The 19,432-nt window shown below is 41.0% G+C and carries 18 protein-coding genes; 9 read left to right on the top strand and 9 right to left on the bottom strand.

The window, feature by feature from the left end:
* Positions 1-91 precede the first annotated feature (91 nt).
* From A9970_RS19885 to trmD, 8 genes are all read right to left on the bottom strand, one after another.
* On the bottom strand, positions 92-1,294 hold the full coding sequence (locus tag A9970_RS19885) for a DUF4374 domain-containing protein (protein WP_182983450.1): 1,203 nt from the start codon (positions 1,292-1,294) through the stop codon (positions 92-94).
* Positions 1,295-1,325: 31 nt separating this feature from the next.
* Positions 1,326-1,964: a hypothetical protein gene (locus A9970_RS19890; RefSeq protein ID WP_182983451.1), complete on the bottom strand. Its 639-nt coding sequence runs from the start codon at positions 1,962-1,964 to the stop codon at positions 1,326-1,328.
* A gap of 49 nt (positions 1,965-2,013) precedes the next feature.
* Positions 2,014-2,529: an RNA polymerase sigma-70 factor gene (locus A9970_RS19895; protein WP_259655445.1), complete on the bottom strand. Its 516-nt coding sequence runs from the start codon at positions 2,527-2,529 to the stop codon at positions 2,014-2,016.
* 66 nt (positions 2,530-2,595) lie between these two features.
* Entirely contained in the window at positions 2,596-3,378 is a 783-nt protein-coding gene (trpC, locus tag A9970_RS19900) for an indole-3-glycerol phosphate synthase TrpC (RefSeq protein ID WP_182983452.1), read from the bottom strand.
* A gap of 11 nt (positions 3,379-3,389) precedes the next feature.
* Positions 3,390-3,965 (bottom strand): aminodeoxychorismate/anthranilate synthase component II, encoded by a 576-nt coding sequence (locus A9970_RS19905; protein ID WP_182983453.1) that lies wholly within the window; start codon positions 3,963-3,965, stop codon positions 3,390-3,392.
* Entirely contained in the window at positions 3,952-4,245 is a 294-nt protein-coding gene (locus A9970_RS19910) for a chorismate mutase (RefSeq protein ID WP_182983454.1), read from the bottom strand. Before A9970_RS19910 ends, A9970_RS19905 begins: the two co-directional genes overlap by 14 nt.
* Positions 4,242-5,645, bottom strand: coding sequence for an anthranilate synthase component I family protein (locus A9970_RS19915; RefSeq protein WP_182983455.1), 1,404 nt, complete (start codon positions 5,643-5,645; stop codon positions 4,242-4,244). The genes A9970_RS19910 and A9970_RS19915 overlap by 4 nt, the downstream gene beginning before the upstream one ends.
* Before the next feature lie 258 nt (positions 5,646-5,903).
* Positions 5,904-6,581, bottom strand: coding sequence for a tRNA (guanosine(37)-N1)-methyltransferase TrmD (gene trmD / locus A9970_RS19920; RefSeq protein WP_088160046.1), 678 nt, complete (start codon positions 6,579-6,581; stop codon positions 5,904-5,906).
* An 84-nt stretch (positions 6,582-6,665) separates the two neighbouring features.
* Here trmD and A9970_RS19925 point away from each other — a divergent pair, with 84 nt between their 5' ends.
* Positions 6,666-8,297 carry an ABC-F family ATP-binding cassette domain-containing protein gene (locus tag A9970_RS19925; RefSeq protein ID WP_075994613.1) on the top strand — a complete coding sequence of 544 codons (1,632 nt, stop codon included), beginning with the start codon at positions 6,666-6,668 and terminating at the stop codon, positions 8,295-8,297.
* A 122-nt stretch (positions 8,298-8,419) separates the two neighbouring features.
* Here A9970_RS19925 and gndA read toward each other — a convergent pair whose 3' ends face one another.
* Entirely contained in the window at positions 8,420-9,835 is a 1,416-nt protein-coding gene (gndA, locus tag A9970_RS19930) for an NADP-dependent phosphogluconate dehydrogenase (RefSeq protein ID WP_182983456.1), read from the bottom strand.
* A 180-nt stretch (positions 9,836-10,015) separates the two neighbouring features.
* On the opposite strand from gndA, the gene A9970_RS19935 reads away from it, so the two are divergent.
* From A9970_RS19935 to A9970_RS19970, 8 genes are all read left to right on the top strand, one after another.
* Positions 10,016-11,527, top strand: coding sequence for a gluconokinase (locus A9970_RS19935; protein WP_182983457.1), 1,512 nt, complete (start codon positions 10,016-10,018; stop codon positions 11,525-11,527).
* A 16-nt stretch (positions 11,528-11,543) separates the two neighbouring features.
* Positions 11,544-12,866, top strand: a complete 1,323-nt coding sequence (locus A9970_RS19940; protein WP_182983458.1) for a gluconate:H+ symporter — start codon at positions 11,544-11,546, stop codon at positions 12,864-12,866.
* 180 nt (positions 12,867-13,046) lie between these two features.
* Complete coding sequence (locus A9970_RS19945; RefSeq protein ID WP_182983459.1) at positions 13,047-14,531, top strand: YgcG family protein; 1,485 nt, start codon at positions 13,047-13,049, stop codon at positions 14,529-14,531.
* 163 nt (positions 14,532-14,694) lie between these two features.
* Positions 14,695-15,297, top strand: a complete 603-nt coding sequence (locus tag A9970_RS19950; protein ID WP_075990835.1) for a CDP-alcohol phosphatidyltransferase family protein — start codon at positions 14,695-14,697, stop codon at positions 15,295-15,297.
* The gene (locus A9970_RS19955; RefSeq protein WP_182983460.1) at positions 15,290-16,120 is read left to right on the top strand and encodes a phosphatidate cytidylyltransferase; all 831 of its coding nucleotides are present in this window, start codon (positions 15,290-15,292) and stop codon (positions 16,118-16,120) included. The genes A9970_RS19950 and A9970_RS19955 overlap by 8 nt, the downstream gene beginning before the upstream one ends.
* A 50-nt stretch (positions 16,121-16,170) precedes the next feature.
* Complete coding sequence (locus tag A9970_RS19960) at positions 16,171-17,199, top strand: patatin-like phospholipase family protein (RefSeq protein WP_182983461.1); 1,029 nt, start codon at positions 16,171-16,173, stop codon at positions 17,197-17,199.
* Positions 17,196-17,951: an SDR family oxidoreductase gene (locus tag A9970_RS19965; RefSeq protein WP_182983462.1), complete on the top strand. Its 756-nt coding sequence runs from the start codon at positions 17,196-17,198 to the stop codon at positions 17,949-17,951. Before A9970_RS19960 ends, A9970_RS19965 begins: the two co-directional genes overlap by 4 nt.
* Positions 17,933-19,369: a phosphatase PAP2 family protein gene (locus A9970_RS19970; protein WP_182983463.1), complete on the top strand. Its 1,437-nt coding sequence runs from the start codon at positions 17,933-17,935 to the stop codon at positions 19,367-19,369. Before A9970_RS19965 ends, A9970_RS19970 begins: the two co-directional genes overlap by 19 nt.
* Positions 19,370-19,432: the final 63 nt, after the last annotated feature.

Below are 19,432 nucleotides of genomic sequence, written 5' to 3' on the forward strand. Positions count from 1 at the left end.
ATAGAGAAGTTGCGTAACTCTAAATCTACCGAAGGTCAAAAAAGTAAATAAAAATTATTATTTTTTAATGTACTGAATATCAGTTAGAAATTTAATGTAGTCGGTCTATTCTGACAATAAAATCGGTCGCTTGATCTAGGGTAAGACCAACCTGAATATTTTTTGATTTGATATCATAGATCCAGACTTGATGCTGATCCTTTGCATCATCTATTGTGATATAGGCTTTCCCATTTTCGACGAGAACGGATTCTTTGCGTGTCCCCTTGTCGAAAGGTAGGTTTAATTTTGTCGTAGTTTGACTGATAAGATCAATGAGATAGTACTCAAATTGAAAGGTGGAATGATGATCGCTAAAGTCGGTGTAGCGATCTTTACGTTCACTTCGGACGATAGCCTGATTGTTGCCCAAATACCACATGCCATAAGCATGATTGTGTGTTTTGGCTGTTAGATTGAGAAAATAGGTAGGGGTGACGTGGGTGGAATTGCTGTCAATTCTAAAAATTGCGGTAGGTTTTGATGGGCTGTTGCCTAGTGCTATACCTGGGCAGGACATAAAATAGAAATTGCCATTTTCGTCGTGGAAGCTATAAGATTGAACCGTATTTACTCCTCCGGGGTAAGAGGAACGAGTATCTTTTTGTATATTTTCTAATTGTAAAGTCGTCTTATCCAGTGTCGCAATATACATTGTATCTATTGTGGTAAAGTCAGTCTCATTAATCACTTTATTAAAGGTATAACCGATCAATAACCGTTGTTGATGTATGGTACCAAAGCCGACAGAAAGAATCTTAAAGTCTGCTGAGGCTGAAGGTAGTTTTACTTCTTGCTGTTGATTGATTTTGAAATCGTTGACCGTAATTTTATAGACCCATAGCCGACGGTTTGTTTTGTTGTCCGAAGTAAATAGGAGTAATGTATCTCGATCAAGCCAGTTTATATTTTCAACATGCTGATCTTGCATAGCCAACTGTGCAATTTCCTTTAATCCATTTGATTCAAGTGTATATTTTCTGAATTTTCCCGCTCTTAGAAAATAAAAATGCTTGTCCTTAACGATGATGCTTCGGTCGAATTGTTGTGTCGGAATGTCGATGCCATTTTTTGAAATGGTCAGATTTCCATTATCAACGGTATTTGAGGTGATGATGGTGTTTCCGAGATCTTTATTCATCGTATAGAGACTGTACTTCCCGTCGATATTTCTGCCCCCATCTTCCGTTCTGCAGCTTATTACTAAATGGAGTAATAACAAGGATAAGAATAGCGTGAAGCGGTTGGATAGCATAAGTGTATGGACTAATTGAAGTTCTTCTTATTTAGATGATATTAAATTGTATTTTCAGTTCGTGTTGGATGGTAGGGGCTAAAAAGGTAAGTTCCGATTTGGAGATTATTACCTGCTTGCCATTTTTTTGTGGTTTTAATACAAAATATGTTTCTCCATGTTTGAGTTCCTTCTTTTTATCTGTTCCAGAAAAGCTAAATGCAAAGTTTTTTTTGGGAATGAACATCATATTGCCTGAAGTTTTGAATTCCCCAGTATCCGTATTGATCTCAGCCCGTGCATTTTTACCGAGGACGATATTATAAGTATTCTGGTTAATATACTTCAGTCCAGCACTTGTTTTGTTATCAAAGATGGCGGCAGTGTTTTCGGCATCCTTACTGAATTGATAAAAACCAAAACAGAGTAAAAGTACAATACTGGCTGCTATTCCAATATATTTAAAGTTGTATTTTCTGGGAGGAACTATTGTTGGGACTTCGGACTGATCAATATGGCTGCTCAGCTCGGCCCAGATATCCGTTTCTAATTTTGTTTTTTTAGTGATGGAAATAGACAAGGGCTCCGACTCGAGGGTGTCATCCAATAACCATTCCTCCACAAGAAGTTGTTCTGCGGGAGAGCATTGGCCTAAATGATATTTCTCTATGAGTTTATGGTCTATTTTCATATGATATACTTCCTGACAAAAGTACAGGATTTCTTTTGTATAGCTAAATTTAGGATATATATTCTGTTAATTCTGTTTTTAATGTTTTAAGTGCCCGCGAAATATGGTATTCTACAGCTCTTTCAGAGATCACCAGTTCCTGGGCAATTTGCTTGTTGGTAAGTCCCTGTTCCCTGCTCATCCGAAATACTTTTCGACATTGGTTAGGCAGTGTGTTGACCAGGTGGGAAATTTTGTTTGCGAGTTCCTCAGCAATCAACGTATTGTCCGTATAGTGGGATTCGCTGGTATTTGAAATATTGCTTAGGTGTTGTTGACGGGAGACCTTGTTGCGAATGTATTCAAAAGCTTTGAGTTTTACCGAGCGGATCAGATAACGTTCCACTTCTTTCAGTCGAAGCTCATTTCGTCTTTCCCAAAGTGATTTGAAAACATCTTGAACGATTTCTTTTGCATGCTCTTCATCTTGGATATTACTAAGACAGAAAGCAAACATACCTTCCCAATGACGAAGATATATTTGCTCAAAACTCTCTCGATCTATAATAAAAAAATCCGTTTCCAAAATACACTGACCTTAGCTTATACCTTGGCAAATATAATCTTATTTAGATTGATTTTAAATAACTTTTTATATTTCTTTTACAAAGTCTTTGATAGCTTGTCCAGGATCGGCTGTCTTCATGAAATTTTCACCAATTAAAAATCCCTGGAATCCGGCTTTTTTTAAGGCTTTAATTGTCGAAGGATCAGATATACCGCTCTCAGATACTTTAATATATTCTGTTGGTATTTTGTTCAGGAGATCATAAGAATGCTGAATGTCGACTGAAAAATCTTTAAGGTTTCTATTATTGACACCAATGGCGTCAATGTCATCGAAAAGATTATCCAACAGTTCCTGTTCATTGTGCACCTCAAGTAAAACATTTAAACCCAATTGGTGTGCATAGGCTGCAAATTCCTGTATTTCCTCCTTTTTCAGACATGCTGCAATTAAGAGGATGATATCTGCTCCATAAGCTTTCGCTTCGATGATCTGATATTTATCCACGATGAATTCTTTTCTTAAGATAGGAATGCTAATAGCCTCGCGTGCTTTCGATAGATCTTCTAAATTGCCTTTGAAAAATTCGCTATCAGTAAGAACTGAGACTGCCGAAGCACCTGCCTCCTCGTATGCCTTTACAACATCTTCCACTGCTGAAGTACTATTGATGTCTCCTTTTGATGGCGATGCTCTTTTGTATTCCGCTATAATTCCTGTTTTTTCAGGATCAAGAATAGATTCTCTCAACGATAGACAAGCCATACTGAAATAGGGATAGTTTAATAGTTCCTCAAAAGGAACTAAAGCTTTTGCTTTTTCTACTTCTATTTTTTTTCGTTCAATGATTTTATCAAGTATAGTCATTTTTTTAGATGTTAGATTTCCAACCAGTTTTCAATTAATTTTTTACCATTTGTGGTCAATACCGACTCTGGGTGGAACTGCATACCCCTTACATCGTATTCGGTATGGGTTAAGGCCATAATGATGCCATTCTCGTCGATCGCCGTTACCTTGAGGCTAGCTGGTAGGCTGTCTTTGTTTACAGCCCAAGAATGGTAGCGTCCAATTTTGGAATCTTTTGGGAAGTCCCGAAACAATTTCTCTGACTCATCAACAACAGTAATATTTGTTGCTACGCCATGCAAAGGTTTTTCCATATTGAATAGTGTACCACCAAAGACTTCTGCAATAGCCTGTTGGCCTAAGCAAATACCCAATATACTTTTATGTGGAGCGTAGGTACGGATAACATCAAGTAATAATCCAGCTTCTTCTGGAATACCTGGGCCCGGCGAAAGAAGTATTTTATCGAAAGCATCAATATCTTCCAGTTTAAATTTATCATTTCTCCATACAACATATTCTTGATCTAATTCCTGTAACAAATGGACCAAGTTGTAGGTGAACGAATCGTAGTTGTCTATAACGACTATTTTATTGTTGCTCATAACCTTTTGCTATAAAATCTTGATTAATATAATTTTCAATTTCCTGGAATATGGACTGAATAAATTCGATTGGCAAATGAAATCTTTTTGCCAGTACGACATAATTACTGTCCAGGTTCCGAATGACATTCTGCTCTTCGTTTTGCTCATCCTCGAAGGACTTGCCTTTGCCGATATAGGTTTTTCGTAATGCCAATAGCTCAACGATGCGGTTGTCAATGGTGTCTACCGAATCATGGATATGTTGCTTGTTGACACAGTATTCCAATGGTCTGATCATAATGTTTCTGCTAATTGTAATGCTTTTCGTAGCGCAGCAATTTTGTTATTTACTTCTTGTAGCTCCATTTCGGGGTCTGAATCTAATACGATACCGCCGCCGGCCTGATAATGTAAGGTGTTTTGCTTACTTAGGAAGGAACGAATCATAATGGCATGATTAAAGTCTCCGTTAAAACCCATGAATCCGATTGCACCCGAATAAAATGAGCGTTGTAATCCTTCATAACGATCAATCAATGTCAACGCCATATGTTTTGGAGCTCCTGAAAGCGTACCCGCTGGATATGTATCACCTACGATGTCAAATGGGTTGATATTATCTTTTAATGTGCCCGTTACTTTGGAGACCAAGTGGATAATATGCGAGTAATATTGTGGTTCCATGTAGGACTCAACTTTAACTTGGGTGCAATGTCTACTTAAGTCATTGCGGGCAAGATCGACGAGCATAACATGTTCTGAAGTCTCTTTTGGGTCTTCTTTGAGCTTGGTGGCTATCTTTTGATCTTCATCCATGTTGCCTGTCCGTTTGAATGTTCCTGCAATAGGGAAAATTGTCGCTTGTTTCCCGTGAATACGCAATTGAGCCTCAGGCGATGATCCGAAAAGTTTAAAGTCACCATAATCAAAATAGAAAAGATAGGGCGAAGGGTTGATGGAGCGGAGCGCACGATAGACATTGAATTCATCACCGGAGAACGGTGTCTTAAAGCCTCTGGATGGAACGATCTGGAATACATCACCACGTTGGATATGCTCTTTCATCTTCTTAACCAACTGACGGTGTTCTTCATCGGTACGATTGGAGCTTTCCTCGCCAGCTAGTTTGAAGGTATATTCAGGAAAGTTTTTGTTCTGAATAAGGAACTGCATTCTTTCAAGTTCTGATTCTTCGTCATCCAGCAGATGTTCAAAAATATAGAGTTGATTACGGAAGTGGTCGATGGCAATGACATATTTGTAAACATGATATTGCATAAACGGTATTTTCCGTGCCGGATCTACCGTTGTTGTTAGTTTGATGTCCTCAAAGTGTTCAATACAATCGAAGGTGAAGTAACCAAATAGGCCATTGGAGATCAAGTTAAGTTCAGCAATTGTATGATCTTCGAAGGAATTTCTAAAATCGGAAACTTCTTGACGTAATTCGATTTCGTGCGCATTTTTTACGATACGTTCTCTACCCGGATAAGTGAGCGTCAGCTCTTTCTCATCGAGCTGGATTCCGGCAATTGGTTGACAACAGATGTAACTTATGTTGTTGTCGCGACTATGGTAGTCGGAGCTTTCCAGTAACAATGAGTTTGGAAAGATATCTCTTAGGCGAAGATAGATGCTCACTGGTGTAGTTGTATCCGCAAGCAACTTTCTGGTTTGTGTTTTGAATGTATACTTCATTTTTTGTGTCTTATCTTCTTGTTGTAAACTATGCATAAAAAAACCCCGATACTGGTCAGCATCGGGGTTGGAATTTCCATAAATGGTTTTGGTTGATTATGAAATATTATGACAATACCAATTAGTTCCCGATGCTTATTGCTTCAGGCCACCACCAATTTGTATTTGTATATCTTCGTGTCATTATTACACAAATTTATAAAAAAAAATAAATAAGCAAACTTTTTGTGACAAAAAAACAAAAATTCACCTTATTTCTTAATCATTTAATAAATCAGGACGTCTTTCTTGCGTTCTTTTTAACTGTTGTTCATCTTTCCATGCGGCGATTTTTGCCTCATGACCACTAAGGAGAATATCAGGTACTTTGTGGCCTTTCCAGTCTGCAGGGCGTGTATAGATAGGCGCATCTAGTAATCCATCCTGAAAAGAATCTGAAAGCGCGGATGTCTCATCTGACAAAACTCCGGGAATCAGACGGATAACAGCATCTGTAACAATCGCCGCTGGAAGCTCACCTCCGGACAGTACATAATCACCGACTGAGATCTCTTTTGTTACATAAATATCACGGATACGTTGATCTATTCCCTTGTAATGCCCACAGAGAATCATCATATTTCCTTTTGTAGATAATCCATTCGCAATATCCTGATTGAATGTTTCACCGTCGGGAGTCATGTAAATGATCTCATCGTATTCCCGTTCAGCTTGCAATTGCTCTATACACTTGGCAAAGGGTTCTATTTGAAGGACCATGCCCGATCCGCCCCCGTACGGATAATCATCGACACTTTTGTGTTTATTTGTTGAATAGTCTCTTAAATTGTGGACATATATTTCAGCCAAGCCTTTGTTCTTTGCTCGTTGCAAAATAGAGTGTGCAAATGGACTTTCCAAGAGGTCAGGTAAGACCGTAATAATATCAAAACGCATGGGGCAAAGATACACAAAAATGCACCATTGTCTATTTATAAGATTGATTCGCTTATCTTTGTGCCAAAATTAAGTGTATATACAGTGATTGACGTAAATAATATTTCTGTTTCCTTTGGGGGAACAACTCTTTTTTCAGATGTATCTTTCTCCATCAATGAGAATGATAAGATCGCATTGATGGGTAAAAATGGTGCCGGTAAATCCACCTTACTGAAAATTATCGCTGGAGTGGGTAAACCTACTACAGGTAATGTTGCTGGTCCGAAAGATGCCATTATAGCCTATTTACCGCAACATTTGTTAACAGAGGATAACGTGACTGTTTTTGAAGAAACATCAAAGGCTTTCGAAGAAGTCTATGGTATGCGTGATGAGTTGGAAAACCTGAATGAGCAATTAAATATCCGTACAGACTATGAGTCTGACGATTATATGCAATTGATCGAACGTGTATCCGAATTAAGTGAAAAGTTCTATTCGATTGAGGAAGTTAACTATGATGCAGAAGTTGAAAAGGTCCTGAAAGGGCTCGGTTTTGAGCGTTCGGATTTTACAAGACAGACTTCTGAGTTTTCCGGTGGTTGGCGGATGCGTATCGAATTAGCTAAAATATTATTGAAAAAGCCCGATTTGATTTTATTGGATGAGCCAACCAACCACATGGATATCGAGAGTATCCAATGGCTGGAAGATTTCTTGGTCAATTCGGCTAAAGCAGTTATCGTTATTTCGCACGACAGGGCATTTGTCGACAATATCACCAATCGGACCATCGAGGTGACGATGGGAAGGATTTATGATTATCGTGCCAAGTATAGTCATTACTTGGAATTACGTCAGGAACGTCGCCAGCATCAGCTAAAAGCGTATGAAGAGCAGCAACGCTTTATTGCGGACAATCAGGAGTTTATTGATCGTTTCAGAGGTACCTATTCTAAAACATTGCAGGTGCAATCACGGGTAAAAATGCTGGAGAAATTGGAAATCATTGAGATCGACGAGGTAGATACTTCCGCACTGCGTCTTAAATTCCCACCATCCCCGCGCTCGGGTCAATATCCTGTTATCGTTGAGGATCTAACCAAGGTTTATGATGAACACGTCGTATTTCAAAAAGCAAATATGGTCATCGAACGTGGTGAAAAGGTCGCTTTTGTCGGGAAGAACGGTGAGGGTAAATCGACTATGATCAAAGCAATTATGGGGGAAATCGATTTCGAAGGCACGCTGAAAGTAGGGCACAATGCAAAAATTGGCTACTTTGCACAAAATCAGGCCGCGTTGCTTGATGGAGAGATGACCGTTTTTGATACCATTGATCAAATCGCTGTAGGTGAAGTGCGAGTTAAAATGAAAGATCTTTTAGGAGCCTTTATGTTTAGTGGCGATGATACAACTAAAAAGGTGAAAGTATTGTCCGGAGGAGAAAGAACACGTCTGGCGATGATAAAATTGTTGTTGGAACCGGTAAATGTATTGATTCTCGATGAGCCGACAAACCATTTGGACATGAAGACAAAGGACATTATCAAAGATGCTTTGAAAGATTTCGATGGTACGCTGATCCTTGTTTCACACGACCGTGACTTTTTGGATGGTTTGGCAGAGAAAGTCTTTGAATTCGGAAATAAACGCGTAAGGGAGCATTTTGAAGATATTAAAGGTTTCTTGGAATACAAGAAGATGAGTAGCTTGAAGGATATTGAACGTTAGCATCTAAATAAACGTAGTATAAAACCCGGTAGGGGGCTCAGTTATAAAAAGCGGCTTTTTTATATAAAAGCCGCTTTTTTGCGTTTTAAATTAAGATTAATCGAATCTTCAGGCTTTTTTTCTTAATCCCAAAGTGTGTGAAAGATACCTTCCCGATCAATACGTTCATAGGTATGTGCACCAAAATAGTCTCGTTGCGCTTGTATAATATTTGTAGGTAATTTTTCCGATCGATAGGCATCAAAATAAGAGAGTGCGTTTACGTATCCGGATACGGGTATCCCATTTGCGATAGCATCTTTCAATACCTCGCGAAGGCTGGCCTGCGTGCTGAGCAACTTTTGTGCAATGGTGCTATCGAGTAGGATATTGCGCAAGTCAGGATTAGCTGCATAGGCTTTTCTAAAATCCTCGAGCAAAGCCGCGCGAATAATGCAGCCGCCTCGCCAGACTTTGGTTACCACCTGTAAATCTAACTCATAGCTATAGCTTTCCGATGCAACAGTAAGCTGTGCCAAACCTTGCGCATAGGTCGTGATGATCACAAAGTACAATGCATTTTTTAAGCGAGAAATGAGTGTTGCTGCGGGGAGATCAACCGCTTGTCCATCCCATTGAAGTAATTTTGCCGCCTCCAAACGTTCAGGTTTGTATTTGGACATATCGCGCATATTGACCGCTGCATCAATCACTGGCACTGGCACCTGTAGATCCATTGCATTTTGCGAAGTCCATTTACCCGTTCCTTTTGATCTTGCCCAATCTGAAATCAGGTCCACCAGATACTGGTCACCTTCTTTTTTCTTTAGAATCTGAGCGGTAATCTCAAGCAAGAATGAGTTTAGTTCGCCCTTGTTCCATTCTTCGAAGGTCTGCTGTATGGTTTGGGTGTCAAAACCATATAATCTTTTCATCAGATCATAGGTCTCTGCAATTAACTGCATGATACCATATTCGATACCGTTATGCACCATCTTTACATAATTTCCGGCCGACCCGTTGCCTAAAAATTCTACACAGGGTTCGCCGATTACCTTGGCCGAAACGGCCTCAAATATTGGCCTTAGTCTTTCGTATGCCTTTCTATCGCCACCGGGCATCAAGCTTGGCCCGCGACGAGCGCCACTTTCTCCTCCCGATATGCCCATTCCGAAGAAATGTATACCCATAACGGAAAGCTCATTAAACCTTCTGTCTGTATCCGCGAAGTACGTGTTTCCGCCGTCGATGATGATATCTCCTTTATTCAAAAGCGGAACAAGACTGGCAATTGCCATATCAACCGGCTTTCCGGCTGGCACCAATAGCATAATTGCTCTGGGTTGTTGCAAAGCCCCGATAAACTCTTCTACTTGGGTCGTCACTTTGATGCGATGTCCTTCGCTTGCTTCAGCTTCCAATGACTCCGCTTTCTGTGGATCTAGGTCTAGTCCTGCTACTGCGAAACCGTTGTCGGCGATGTTCAGCAATAAATTACGCCCCATTACGCCGAGTCCAACTATTCCAAAATCGTAGTTATTCTTTTTATCTATACTCATCGTTTAATACCGTTTTTCTAAGTTGAAATTTACCATTTTTGTTGATACTATGAAAGACAATTATCAGCAGATCGGTATGCGGCGCTTTTCTCGTTCCAATTAGTCTGCTGGTATTGAGCCTTTTGTTGTAAACCAACAGATAATCCGTATATTGAGCTTTCCTAAACATCAATTTTATTTATGATCATTGGATTAGACATTGGGACATCATCTGCGAAAGCTGTTGCATTTGACTACGAAGGGAACATCTTATCCCAGTATAGTGTACCTTATCCTATATTAAACCCGTCTGAAGGCTGGTACGAGCAAGATCCGGAGATTGTTTATGCTGCATGTATTGAGTCTATTCGGTATGTAATGATTAGCTTAAGGCAATCTAGTGCTGAGATACCGAAACCCGTATGTATTTCGGTGAGCAGTGCTATGCACGGACTGATCGCTGTTGACTCGGCGGGACAGCCACTTAGCAATTGCATAATATGGGCAGATCGCAGAAGCGAGAATATTGCGGTTGCCTTGGAGGCAAGTGAGACGGGCAGGCTACTTTATCAGCAGACTGGTACACCAATACATCCCATGTCTTTGCTTTGCAAATTAATGTGGATAAAGTCCAACGATCAAAAATTATTTGCTCAGTCGCACAAGTTTATCGGTATCAAAGAATTTCTTTTTTACCGGCTCTTTGGAGTTTACATGGTCGATCATTCCATCGCATCTGCAACAGGGCTTTTCGACATACATCACCTAACATGGTCTGATCAGGCGTTAAGCTTGGCGGGTATATCGGAAGAGCAACTAGCATCTCCAGTTCCGGTCGATTATATTTTAAATATGCCTAGCCGAGAAATTGCGGCCTTGATGCACATCCCTGAAGATACACCTTTTGTTATAGGTGGTAGCGATGGTTGTTTGGCTAATCTCGGGGTAGGGGCTATAAGTCCTGGAGTGGCTTCGGTAACAGTCGGTACCAGTGGGGCTATTCGCGTAGCAAGTTCGCAGGCAAATCAAGAAAAAAAACAAAGACTATTTACATATCTACTTAGACCAAATGAATATATAATTGGTGGTGCGGTTAACAATGGCGGTGTATTACGCAACTGGTTTCGAGACAACTTTTTGTGCGAATTTACCCAAATGGAAGCAGATGGAGATCCTTCTGCGGCGTTAAATGCTTTGGTCGACTCCGTCGTTCCAGGGGCAGAGGGCTTGATATTCTTGCCCTATCTAACTGGCGAACGGGCACCACATTGGAATTCCAATGCAAAAGGCGTTTATTTTGGAATACAGTTGCATCATGGCAGGGCGCACTTTGCACGTGCCATGATGGAAGGGATGTTGTTTGCAATTTACAGTGTAGGACTCGCATTAGAGGAGAATACCGGTCCCATTCATACGATTTTTGCAAGCGGCGGCTTAGCACGTTCATCGTTGTTGGTGCAGATGCTTGCAGACATTTTCAATAAACCTGTATTTACCAAAAATACAGTAGAAAGCTCTGCTTGGGGAGCAGCATTGATAGGCTTGGAAGCATTGGGTATACAGGGAGGTGAGCCTACTATAAAAAACAAACAAACGGAAGAAAAGCAAGATACCGAGCACTGTTATAAACCGAGTGCGGAGCATCACGCTGTATATATTAAAAACTTCCAGAAATTTGAACACCTGTACCATATATTGGAAGGTGAGTTTTAACTAGATATAAATTATTATGCCTCTAATCATCGTTATTTTAGGAGTAGCTTTACTACTTCTTTTAGTCACTGTCGTCAGGTTAAACACGATCTTTTCATTACTGATAACCTCTGTTGCGGTCGGTTTTGCGATGAATATGAGTGCCGTCGATATCCTTAAATCTGTTGAAACTGGAGTGAGTACCACTATGGGCCAGTTGGCACTATTGTTGGCTTTCGGGTCTCTACTGGGGAAATTGATGGCGGAGGGTGGTGCTGCAGAAAAGATTACAACGGTACTAACGGCTGTATTTGGCAAAAAGAACTTACCTTGGGCAATGGTTCTCACGGGCTTTTTAGTAGGAATTCCCTTATTCTACAATGTCGGTTTTATCGTCTTAGTACCATTCGTTTTCATGGTATGTGCTTCCAATAAAATGCCCTTGCTTTACGTCGCTATTCCGTTGCTGGCAGCGCTGTCCGTGACACACGGTTATTTGCCTCCACATCCGGGAGCTACGGCCATAGCGCTTACCTACAAAGCGGATATAGGTTTAACAATGGTGTATGGCATTATTGTGGCAATTCCTGCCATAATTATCGGTGGACCGCTCTTTGGCAGGATGCTTAAGCGTATTCCGACCAACCCACCCACGGAGTTTTTTCCTGAACACAATCAAGCAGATCGAAAAGAGCTTCCCGGATTTGCAATTAGTATATTTACGGGGCTTTTTCCAATAATTTTAATTGCTTTTGGTTCATTTTCCCATCTAATATTTCCAGAAGGCTCCTCTTGGCTGAAGGCACTACGTTTCTTGGGTGACCCGGTGGTGGCTTTAATGATTGCATCGCTAATGGCGATGTACACAATGGGTATCCGCCAAGGCAAAAGTTTGCGGGAGCAGTCAGCAAGTGTGGAAGAAGCAATCCGCGGGATAATGATGATCCTTTTTATCATTGCAGCATCAGGCGCTTTCAAGCAAATTTTGGTAGATAGTGGTGTAGCGAACTACATCGCTGACCTAACCGCAGACCTTAACTTGTCGCCTCTTGTGCTTGCCTGGTTAATAGCCGGTATCATTCGCCTAGTTATCGGTTCGGCTAGTGTTGCTGGGCTCACGGCAGCGGGCATTATGCTTCCCATTGTGCAGGCAGGAGAGGTTACGCCTGAATTAATGGTGCTAGCGACGGGAGCGGGTAGTCTTATGTTCTCACACGTCAACGATCCGGGGTTTTGGATGTTTAAATCTTATTTTGGAGTGAGCATGAAGGATACGTTTCGCTCATGGACGGTGATGGAAACGCTCGTTTCTGTTATTGGATTGATCGGTGTCTTGATTTTACACTGGCTTGGTCATTGACAGCGAATGGGAAAGTTTCATATTGCTAGGATACATGAATAGGACAGAGCGTCTTAAACGAATATTGAATTATATAGGCCCATAATCGGTTGATTATGGGCTTTTTTTTGATGAAAACCTTTGTTTGATTTTTTTTTCTTAATATCGTGACAATGAGCCAAATTTTGTTGTTCTAAAACTATGCAGAGATTACATCGTTTTTATATTTTTTTATTGATTTGGGTAGGAAGCTGCCTCCCCGCGCTGTCAGCTTTCGGGCAATTTATCGCCTATACCGTCGACAATTTGCCAAGCCCCAAATTACAGGGACAGGATTATTTTGTCTCCAATCCTGATGGGATTCTATCCTCGGGTACAGTGGCCGAATTAGATGGCTTATCGACACAGATTGAGGCTGCTACAAAAGGTGAATTTGCAATCGTTGTTGTGAATGATTATGTTGGCGACAGTGATTTCGAATTTGCTTTAAAATTATTCAATACCTGGGGTATCGGTAAGAGGGAAAGTAACAATGGGCTTTTGTTGTTTATTGCTAAAGACCGACATGAATACCGTTTTATTACAGGGTATGGTATGGAAAGTATTTTGCCCGATGCCTATTTAAAACGTATTGGCGAAAAATATCTCGTACCCAATTTTAGGAATGAAGATTACGACCGCGGTGTTACGGAGGCCGCAGAATTTATTAAGACAATACTTACCTCACCGGATAGTAAGGCCGAGCTGGAACGCTTGATGCCAGAGGCAACGCCGGTCTGGAGCTTTAAAAGTCCTATCCTGCGAAATTCACTGTTGGTTTTAGGTTTATTTGCGATCTGTTATATCTGGTTGGGCGAGGTGACGCGAGCGATCAAAGGAAAGTTGACCAAAAAAAGTAAATATTTTCCGCCTTTAGTCAGTGGATGCGGATGTATGGGGATATTAATGTTTATCTCGGTATTTATCTGTGCATTTGCCCTCAATAATTTTGAGGAGGTCTATCAGTGGAAAAATCTACCTTATTTTATAGTTGTTTTTGGTAGTATTACCCTGGCTATGAAATACAATGCAAGCCGCACGCAAATTGTTAATTCCTATCAGGATGAGGAAAATATTCAAAAGGCTCTGCGTAAATTTCGTGTCTGGGGTTTGGTTCCGCTATTACTGAGTCCATTGGCTCTATTTGATCTCATTGGATTAAACAACCGCATTCGGAAGAATCAACTTCGATTGATGCCGCCAGATCAATCTGGTCGCTGGTTGCGTCTGAATAAGGATGATGTATCTACCCGTGAAAGTGCGTACCTGGATAAGGGGCAGCTTTTGGAGGAAAAAATTGGTAGCCGTTCGTACGAAATCTGGATAGATCAGGCGAACAATGAAACAAAGCTGGTTCCCTGGGACGAGAATGTTGGGTTCAGTGAATGTCCTGCATGTCATTATAGAACTTTTGAGACTGGGCGTACCAAGACAATACGTGCAGCAACTTATAGTTCGCAGGGATTGGAGGAACGCTTTGACTTATGTAAGAATTGTGGACATCGGGTATCTCATGGTGAACACTCGACTCCAGTTAAAGTGCGCTCAACATCGAGTAGCTCTGGCGGAGGATCTAGTAGTAGTGGTGGCGGTGGAAGTTTTGGCGGCGGATCTTCTGGCGGTGGTGGTGCCGGTGGACGATGGTAATCCATAATTTAGGGCAAAAAAAAAGGTTTCCAAACGGGGAGAATGAAAACCTTAAATAACCAATTATAAACCTAAATTATGATGACACAAATATAGTGTATATATTACACTATGCAAATTTTTTTTTTAAAAAAATGAAAAAATAAATTACAGCTAGCGCGAGATGATTTCTGTTTATAAATTAAAACCAAAATTTCAGCAGTTGCTGATGCCGATCTTGAACTTTTTGCATCGAAAAAAGGTAACGGCAAACCAGATTACGATCGGATCTATTGTATTGTCTTTGATCATTGCTTTACTGTTTTGGTATGCTGATCGTTTCCCGATTTTCTTTTTGGCCCTGCCAATCGGATTGTTATTACGAATGGCTTTGAATGCCTTGGATGGCATGATGGCACGACTTTTTAATCAGACTAGCAAGACGGGCGAAGTCTTGAACGAAGTCGGAGATATTGTTTCGGATGTCGTGCTATTTTTTCCTTTGCTGAAGTTTCATCCGGAAAGCATATATCTGATCGTCGCTTTTATTGTATTAAGTGTTGTGAATGAATTTTGTGGATTGATCGGGAAGGTGATTGCCAATGATCGTCGTTACGATGGGCCGATGGGTAAAAGTGATCGTGCTTTGCTGTTGGGGGTATATGGAATTTTAGCATTATTGCATATTTCAATGGTTACTGTTTCAGGTTATATTTTTGGTGTTTTGTGCTTACTCTTACTTTTGAGTTCGGTAACTCGATTGAGAAAGGCTTTGGCACATGGCTGATGCCAACGGCAAATTCGCAGATGTTCCTGTTCGTGTTAGAAGCTGGGGGTATATTGTCTTGGTGTTGGCGGTTGCCTTCGTTCCAGCGACACTATCACCCTTGTTTGTGGCCTGGATAACCTTTCAGGGGATGCGCGAGTTTGCTCGTATGTTTATCCCTGAATGTAAGACGCATCCATTGGTGTTTCTTTGCATGGCATTGTTGCAAGCGTTGCTCCTATACTTTTGTTCCTATCGAGCATATCTATTGTTGGCTAGCTTCTTGTGTTTGGGGACTGCTTTGTTTTTTAAATATGGTTTAAAGGTTAAGAAGGGAGCTGTATTTGGGCTGTTTTTGGGCGCGGTAGCTTGTTTGCTTGCATTTAGCCATTTAGCTTTTATCCGATCCATTAAAGTGGATGGCAACGCGTTCCTAGGACTAAAATTAATCGGATATATTGTTGTGCTAACGGAACTGAATGATGTCTTTCAATACCTGATGGGTAAGTTTTTTGGCAAACGTAAAATCGTTCCGCGTATTAGTCCAAATAAGACAATTGCGGGATGTGTGGGCGGTATCAGCTTAACAATTATATTGAGTAATTTATTGGGTTATTTTTTACTGCCATTTCAGAATTTTCTATACTTTTCGTTGTTCGGTTTGTTTTTCGGTATTTTGGGATTCTGGGGAGATGTCCTTTTTTCCTATCTGAAAAGAAAGACAGGAGTAAAAGATACTGGAACATTGATTCCTGGGCATGGTGGTTTATTGGATCGTATCGATAGTCTGATCTTCAATGCGCCCCTGTTTTATGCTTTGATTATCCTGTTGTTGGAGAATTAATAGGATTTGATGAATGTGGTAGTGAGAAGGCTAACTAAAATTTCAATCTGATGGCTTATCAACGTGCTGTTTTATTTTCGGGGGGTGGAACTCGGTTCAGTCTATATCTTGGTATGTATGCTGCGCTGGATGAGCTGGGTTTAAAACCAGATCTGCTTATCGCGAGCTGTGGTGGTTCAATGGCAGTGGCTGTTATACAAGCCTTTGATACACATGAAGCTCGCAAGTCCTATCTGCAATCAGATGAGTTTTATCAGTTTTTCTTGCATCATCGGCTTACAGAACAGCGTCGTTTGGGGAGGCTGGGCGTGTATGTTTTGAAAAAACAGTTTAACAGAAAACGGGCGCCCTTTATTGAGGATGTTTTTAATCGCTATCTTGTCCATATGGAACAGGATCTTTCCTTACTATTGCCTACATTGGATAGACCATTCTCAGCAGCAATTCCAGCACTTGTGGTCGGCGCTAAAGTGCTGTTCAGTCCGTCTGAAGTTGGGCAGCGGCGTGGGGATCGGAAACTCTATCAAAAGATGTTGATGGGAACTCAGGATGTATTGGCAAACGTGCCCGTTGAGGCAATAGGAATTTCGGATAGTAATTACGAGCATAGTGCAGTGGCTAAAGCAGTTCATTTGAGTGCTGAGTTTTCTATGCTACAGGCGGCCCGTATTTCGATGTCCGATATGTTTTATATTGAACCTGTATGCTCCAATAAAACCTATTATACGGGTGGAGCAATTGATCTTGTACCAATGGAGCTAGCAAAGGCGCTTGCTCAAAACATCATATGTGAGCGAAAACAACCTTATAAACCGCAAGAAGAAGCGTTGGTTCGGGCGGTATTAGGCTTTAGCGGAAATAAACGATTAACAGATTTGAAACAGCAGTTTCCGTATGCACATTGGATTGATACACAGGATGCCGCGGAACAATTAGCTGGGAAATACTGTAAAAAAGGAATCGATTGGTCTAAATTTGAAGTTACGCTGTCTTTCCCGATTGATCAACAAGAATTTGCTGAAGCGATGGAAGCGCAATGGAACTATGGCTATGAGGTGACATTAAATTCATTGAAATGAAAGTATTTATTGCCGGTGGTACAAGTGGAATAGGCCTTGCTTTGGCCAAGCGTTATCTTGAGGAAGGAGCGGAGGTAGCGGTATGTGGGCGTGATCTGACGAAAATGTCAGCATATTCCCTGGGACATAGCATCAGAAGTTTTGAAGTCGATGTATGTCAATTGAGCAGCCTGCAAAATGCGGTCAGTTCATTTTGTGCACATATGCCTTTAGATCTCTTTATTAATTGTACAGGGAGTTACGCGGATGACGTTGCTCAACAAATAAGCTATCAGGAGGCGGTGGCTATGCTCCAGGTCAATATGATGGGCACTTTAAATTGTTTTGAAGCGGCAAGAACTGTTATGCAAAGTCAGTCGGAAGGACAAATTGCAATCGTTGCATCAGTTTCGGGAACGCTTCATTTTCCCAATTCAAGCCTATATAGTAAGACAAAGCGTGCTGCAATCCAAGTGGCAGATGCGTATCGTAGGGCACTCCATCCGTATGGAATTGCGGTTACTGTTATTGCTCCGGGCTATGTTGATACGGATAAACTGAGAGCGCTCAATAAGCAAGATTTGTCTAAAAAGCCATTCTTAATCGCTGTAGACGATGCGGCACAGCGTATAATGACAGCTATCGAACAGAAGAAGAAGCAAGTCGTTTTTCCTAAGCGTATGAAGTGGTTGATGGCATCTCTGGGACTACTTCCAAATATCGTGTTGAATAAAATTATGTCAAGGAAGGCCAAATGGATGAAAAACGACTGAAAAATAGGGGACTGCAATTTGCTATTTTCCTTTATTGTGCGCTATTTTTTCAGTTGACTTATTCTGCTGCTGCGCTCCATGCTGCAAATCAGGCTACTGTATCTTCGTTTGTGTTTCCTTTTGAACACTTTATGCCGTTCGTTTCTTGGATGATTATCCCCTACATGAGTAGCGGTTTGTTCTTCGCTTTGGTTCCTTTCTGTTGTCGAAGTCGAGAAGAGCTTTGGGTCTATACGAAGCGTTTCAGTTTCATTACCATCGTCTCTATTTGTTGTTTTTTTATTTTTCCCTTGCGATTTTCTTTTGATAGGCCTAGCGTTGAGCATCCTGTTTTTAAATTCTTCTTCACCTTTTTAAATAAGCATGACTCTCCATTTAATCAAGCCCCTTCGCTGCATGTGGCGTATGCATGTCTGTTTTGGTCTGTGCTCGGTAGGCAGCTAAAAGGCTGGACACGCTGGATAGTGGGGATTTGGCTGCTATTCATGGGGATTGCTACACTCACCGTTTATCAGCACCATCTGGTGGATGTTTTGACCGCGTTGATTCTGGTTCATGTTGGATTTGTCCTATTCCCATCTCCATCGGGATTGCTTCATGACAGCGCATTATCTAGGCTAAAGGCGGGGGAATTGCCCTTTTTGGCCGGTACCGAAAAGGCGAAATTAGACGAAAGGGCGAAATTAGACTTGGAAGCGGAGGTTTGTCGTAGAAACCAGGGAATTGGCAACGTTTACTACGCCATCGGCTGGTGTTTACTGTTACTGGCATTGTGGGGCGGGACTCATGCATTTGGATTATATCTTTTGTGTTGGCCATCCTTAGTCTGTATTGCGGTAGGAAGAAATTATGTTATCAATAATCCAAAGTTTCTGAAAAATGAAAAAGGTTGGATATCCGGCTTTAAGAAATTGTTTTATAGCCCATACCAATGGATTTATTGGTTGTTGTGGCGATTCGTAAGACGTCGTAATAATCCGCCATTGCTTGAGATTTTACCGCGTTGTTATGTAGGCCCGAGGACGACAGCAGGAGATCTCCATGTGCTTGGTCTGAATAAGCATCTGGTTGTTTTTGACCTGGCTGCAGAATTGGAAGAAATAGCGATCCTACATGTGCAGGAAAATTATCATTCATTTCCATTGTTGGATATAGCGGCAATTACGCTGGCTGATGCCGAAAGGATATTGGCTGCGCTTGTCATCAGTTATCAGCAATTGAAGCGAGGTGAAAATATGATTATACATTGTACAATGGGCTACAACAGGAGTATGATTTTTGCTGTTCTATTGTCACAAAAAATATTATCTTTAGATTTAATGGATGCTATAGATTTGGTTAAATCTCATAATAAGCATCTTGTATTGCATAGACATACACTTAAGTTGATGGAGGTGCTGGTCGAGAGAAATAGCTAGACAGTCATTTGCATGATCTTTGTTGTTAACTATACTATTTGATATTAGTCAATAAAATTATAC

It is taken from the genome of Sphingobacterium sp. UME9, from assembly GCF_014170215.1.
Lineage (GTDB): Bacteria > Bacteroidota > Bacteroidia > Sphingobacteriales > Sphingobacteriaceae > Sphingobacterium > Sphingobacterium paramultivorum.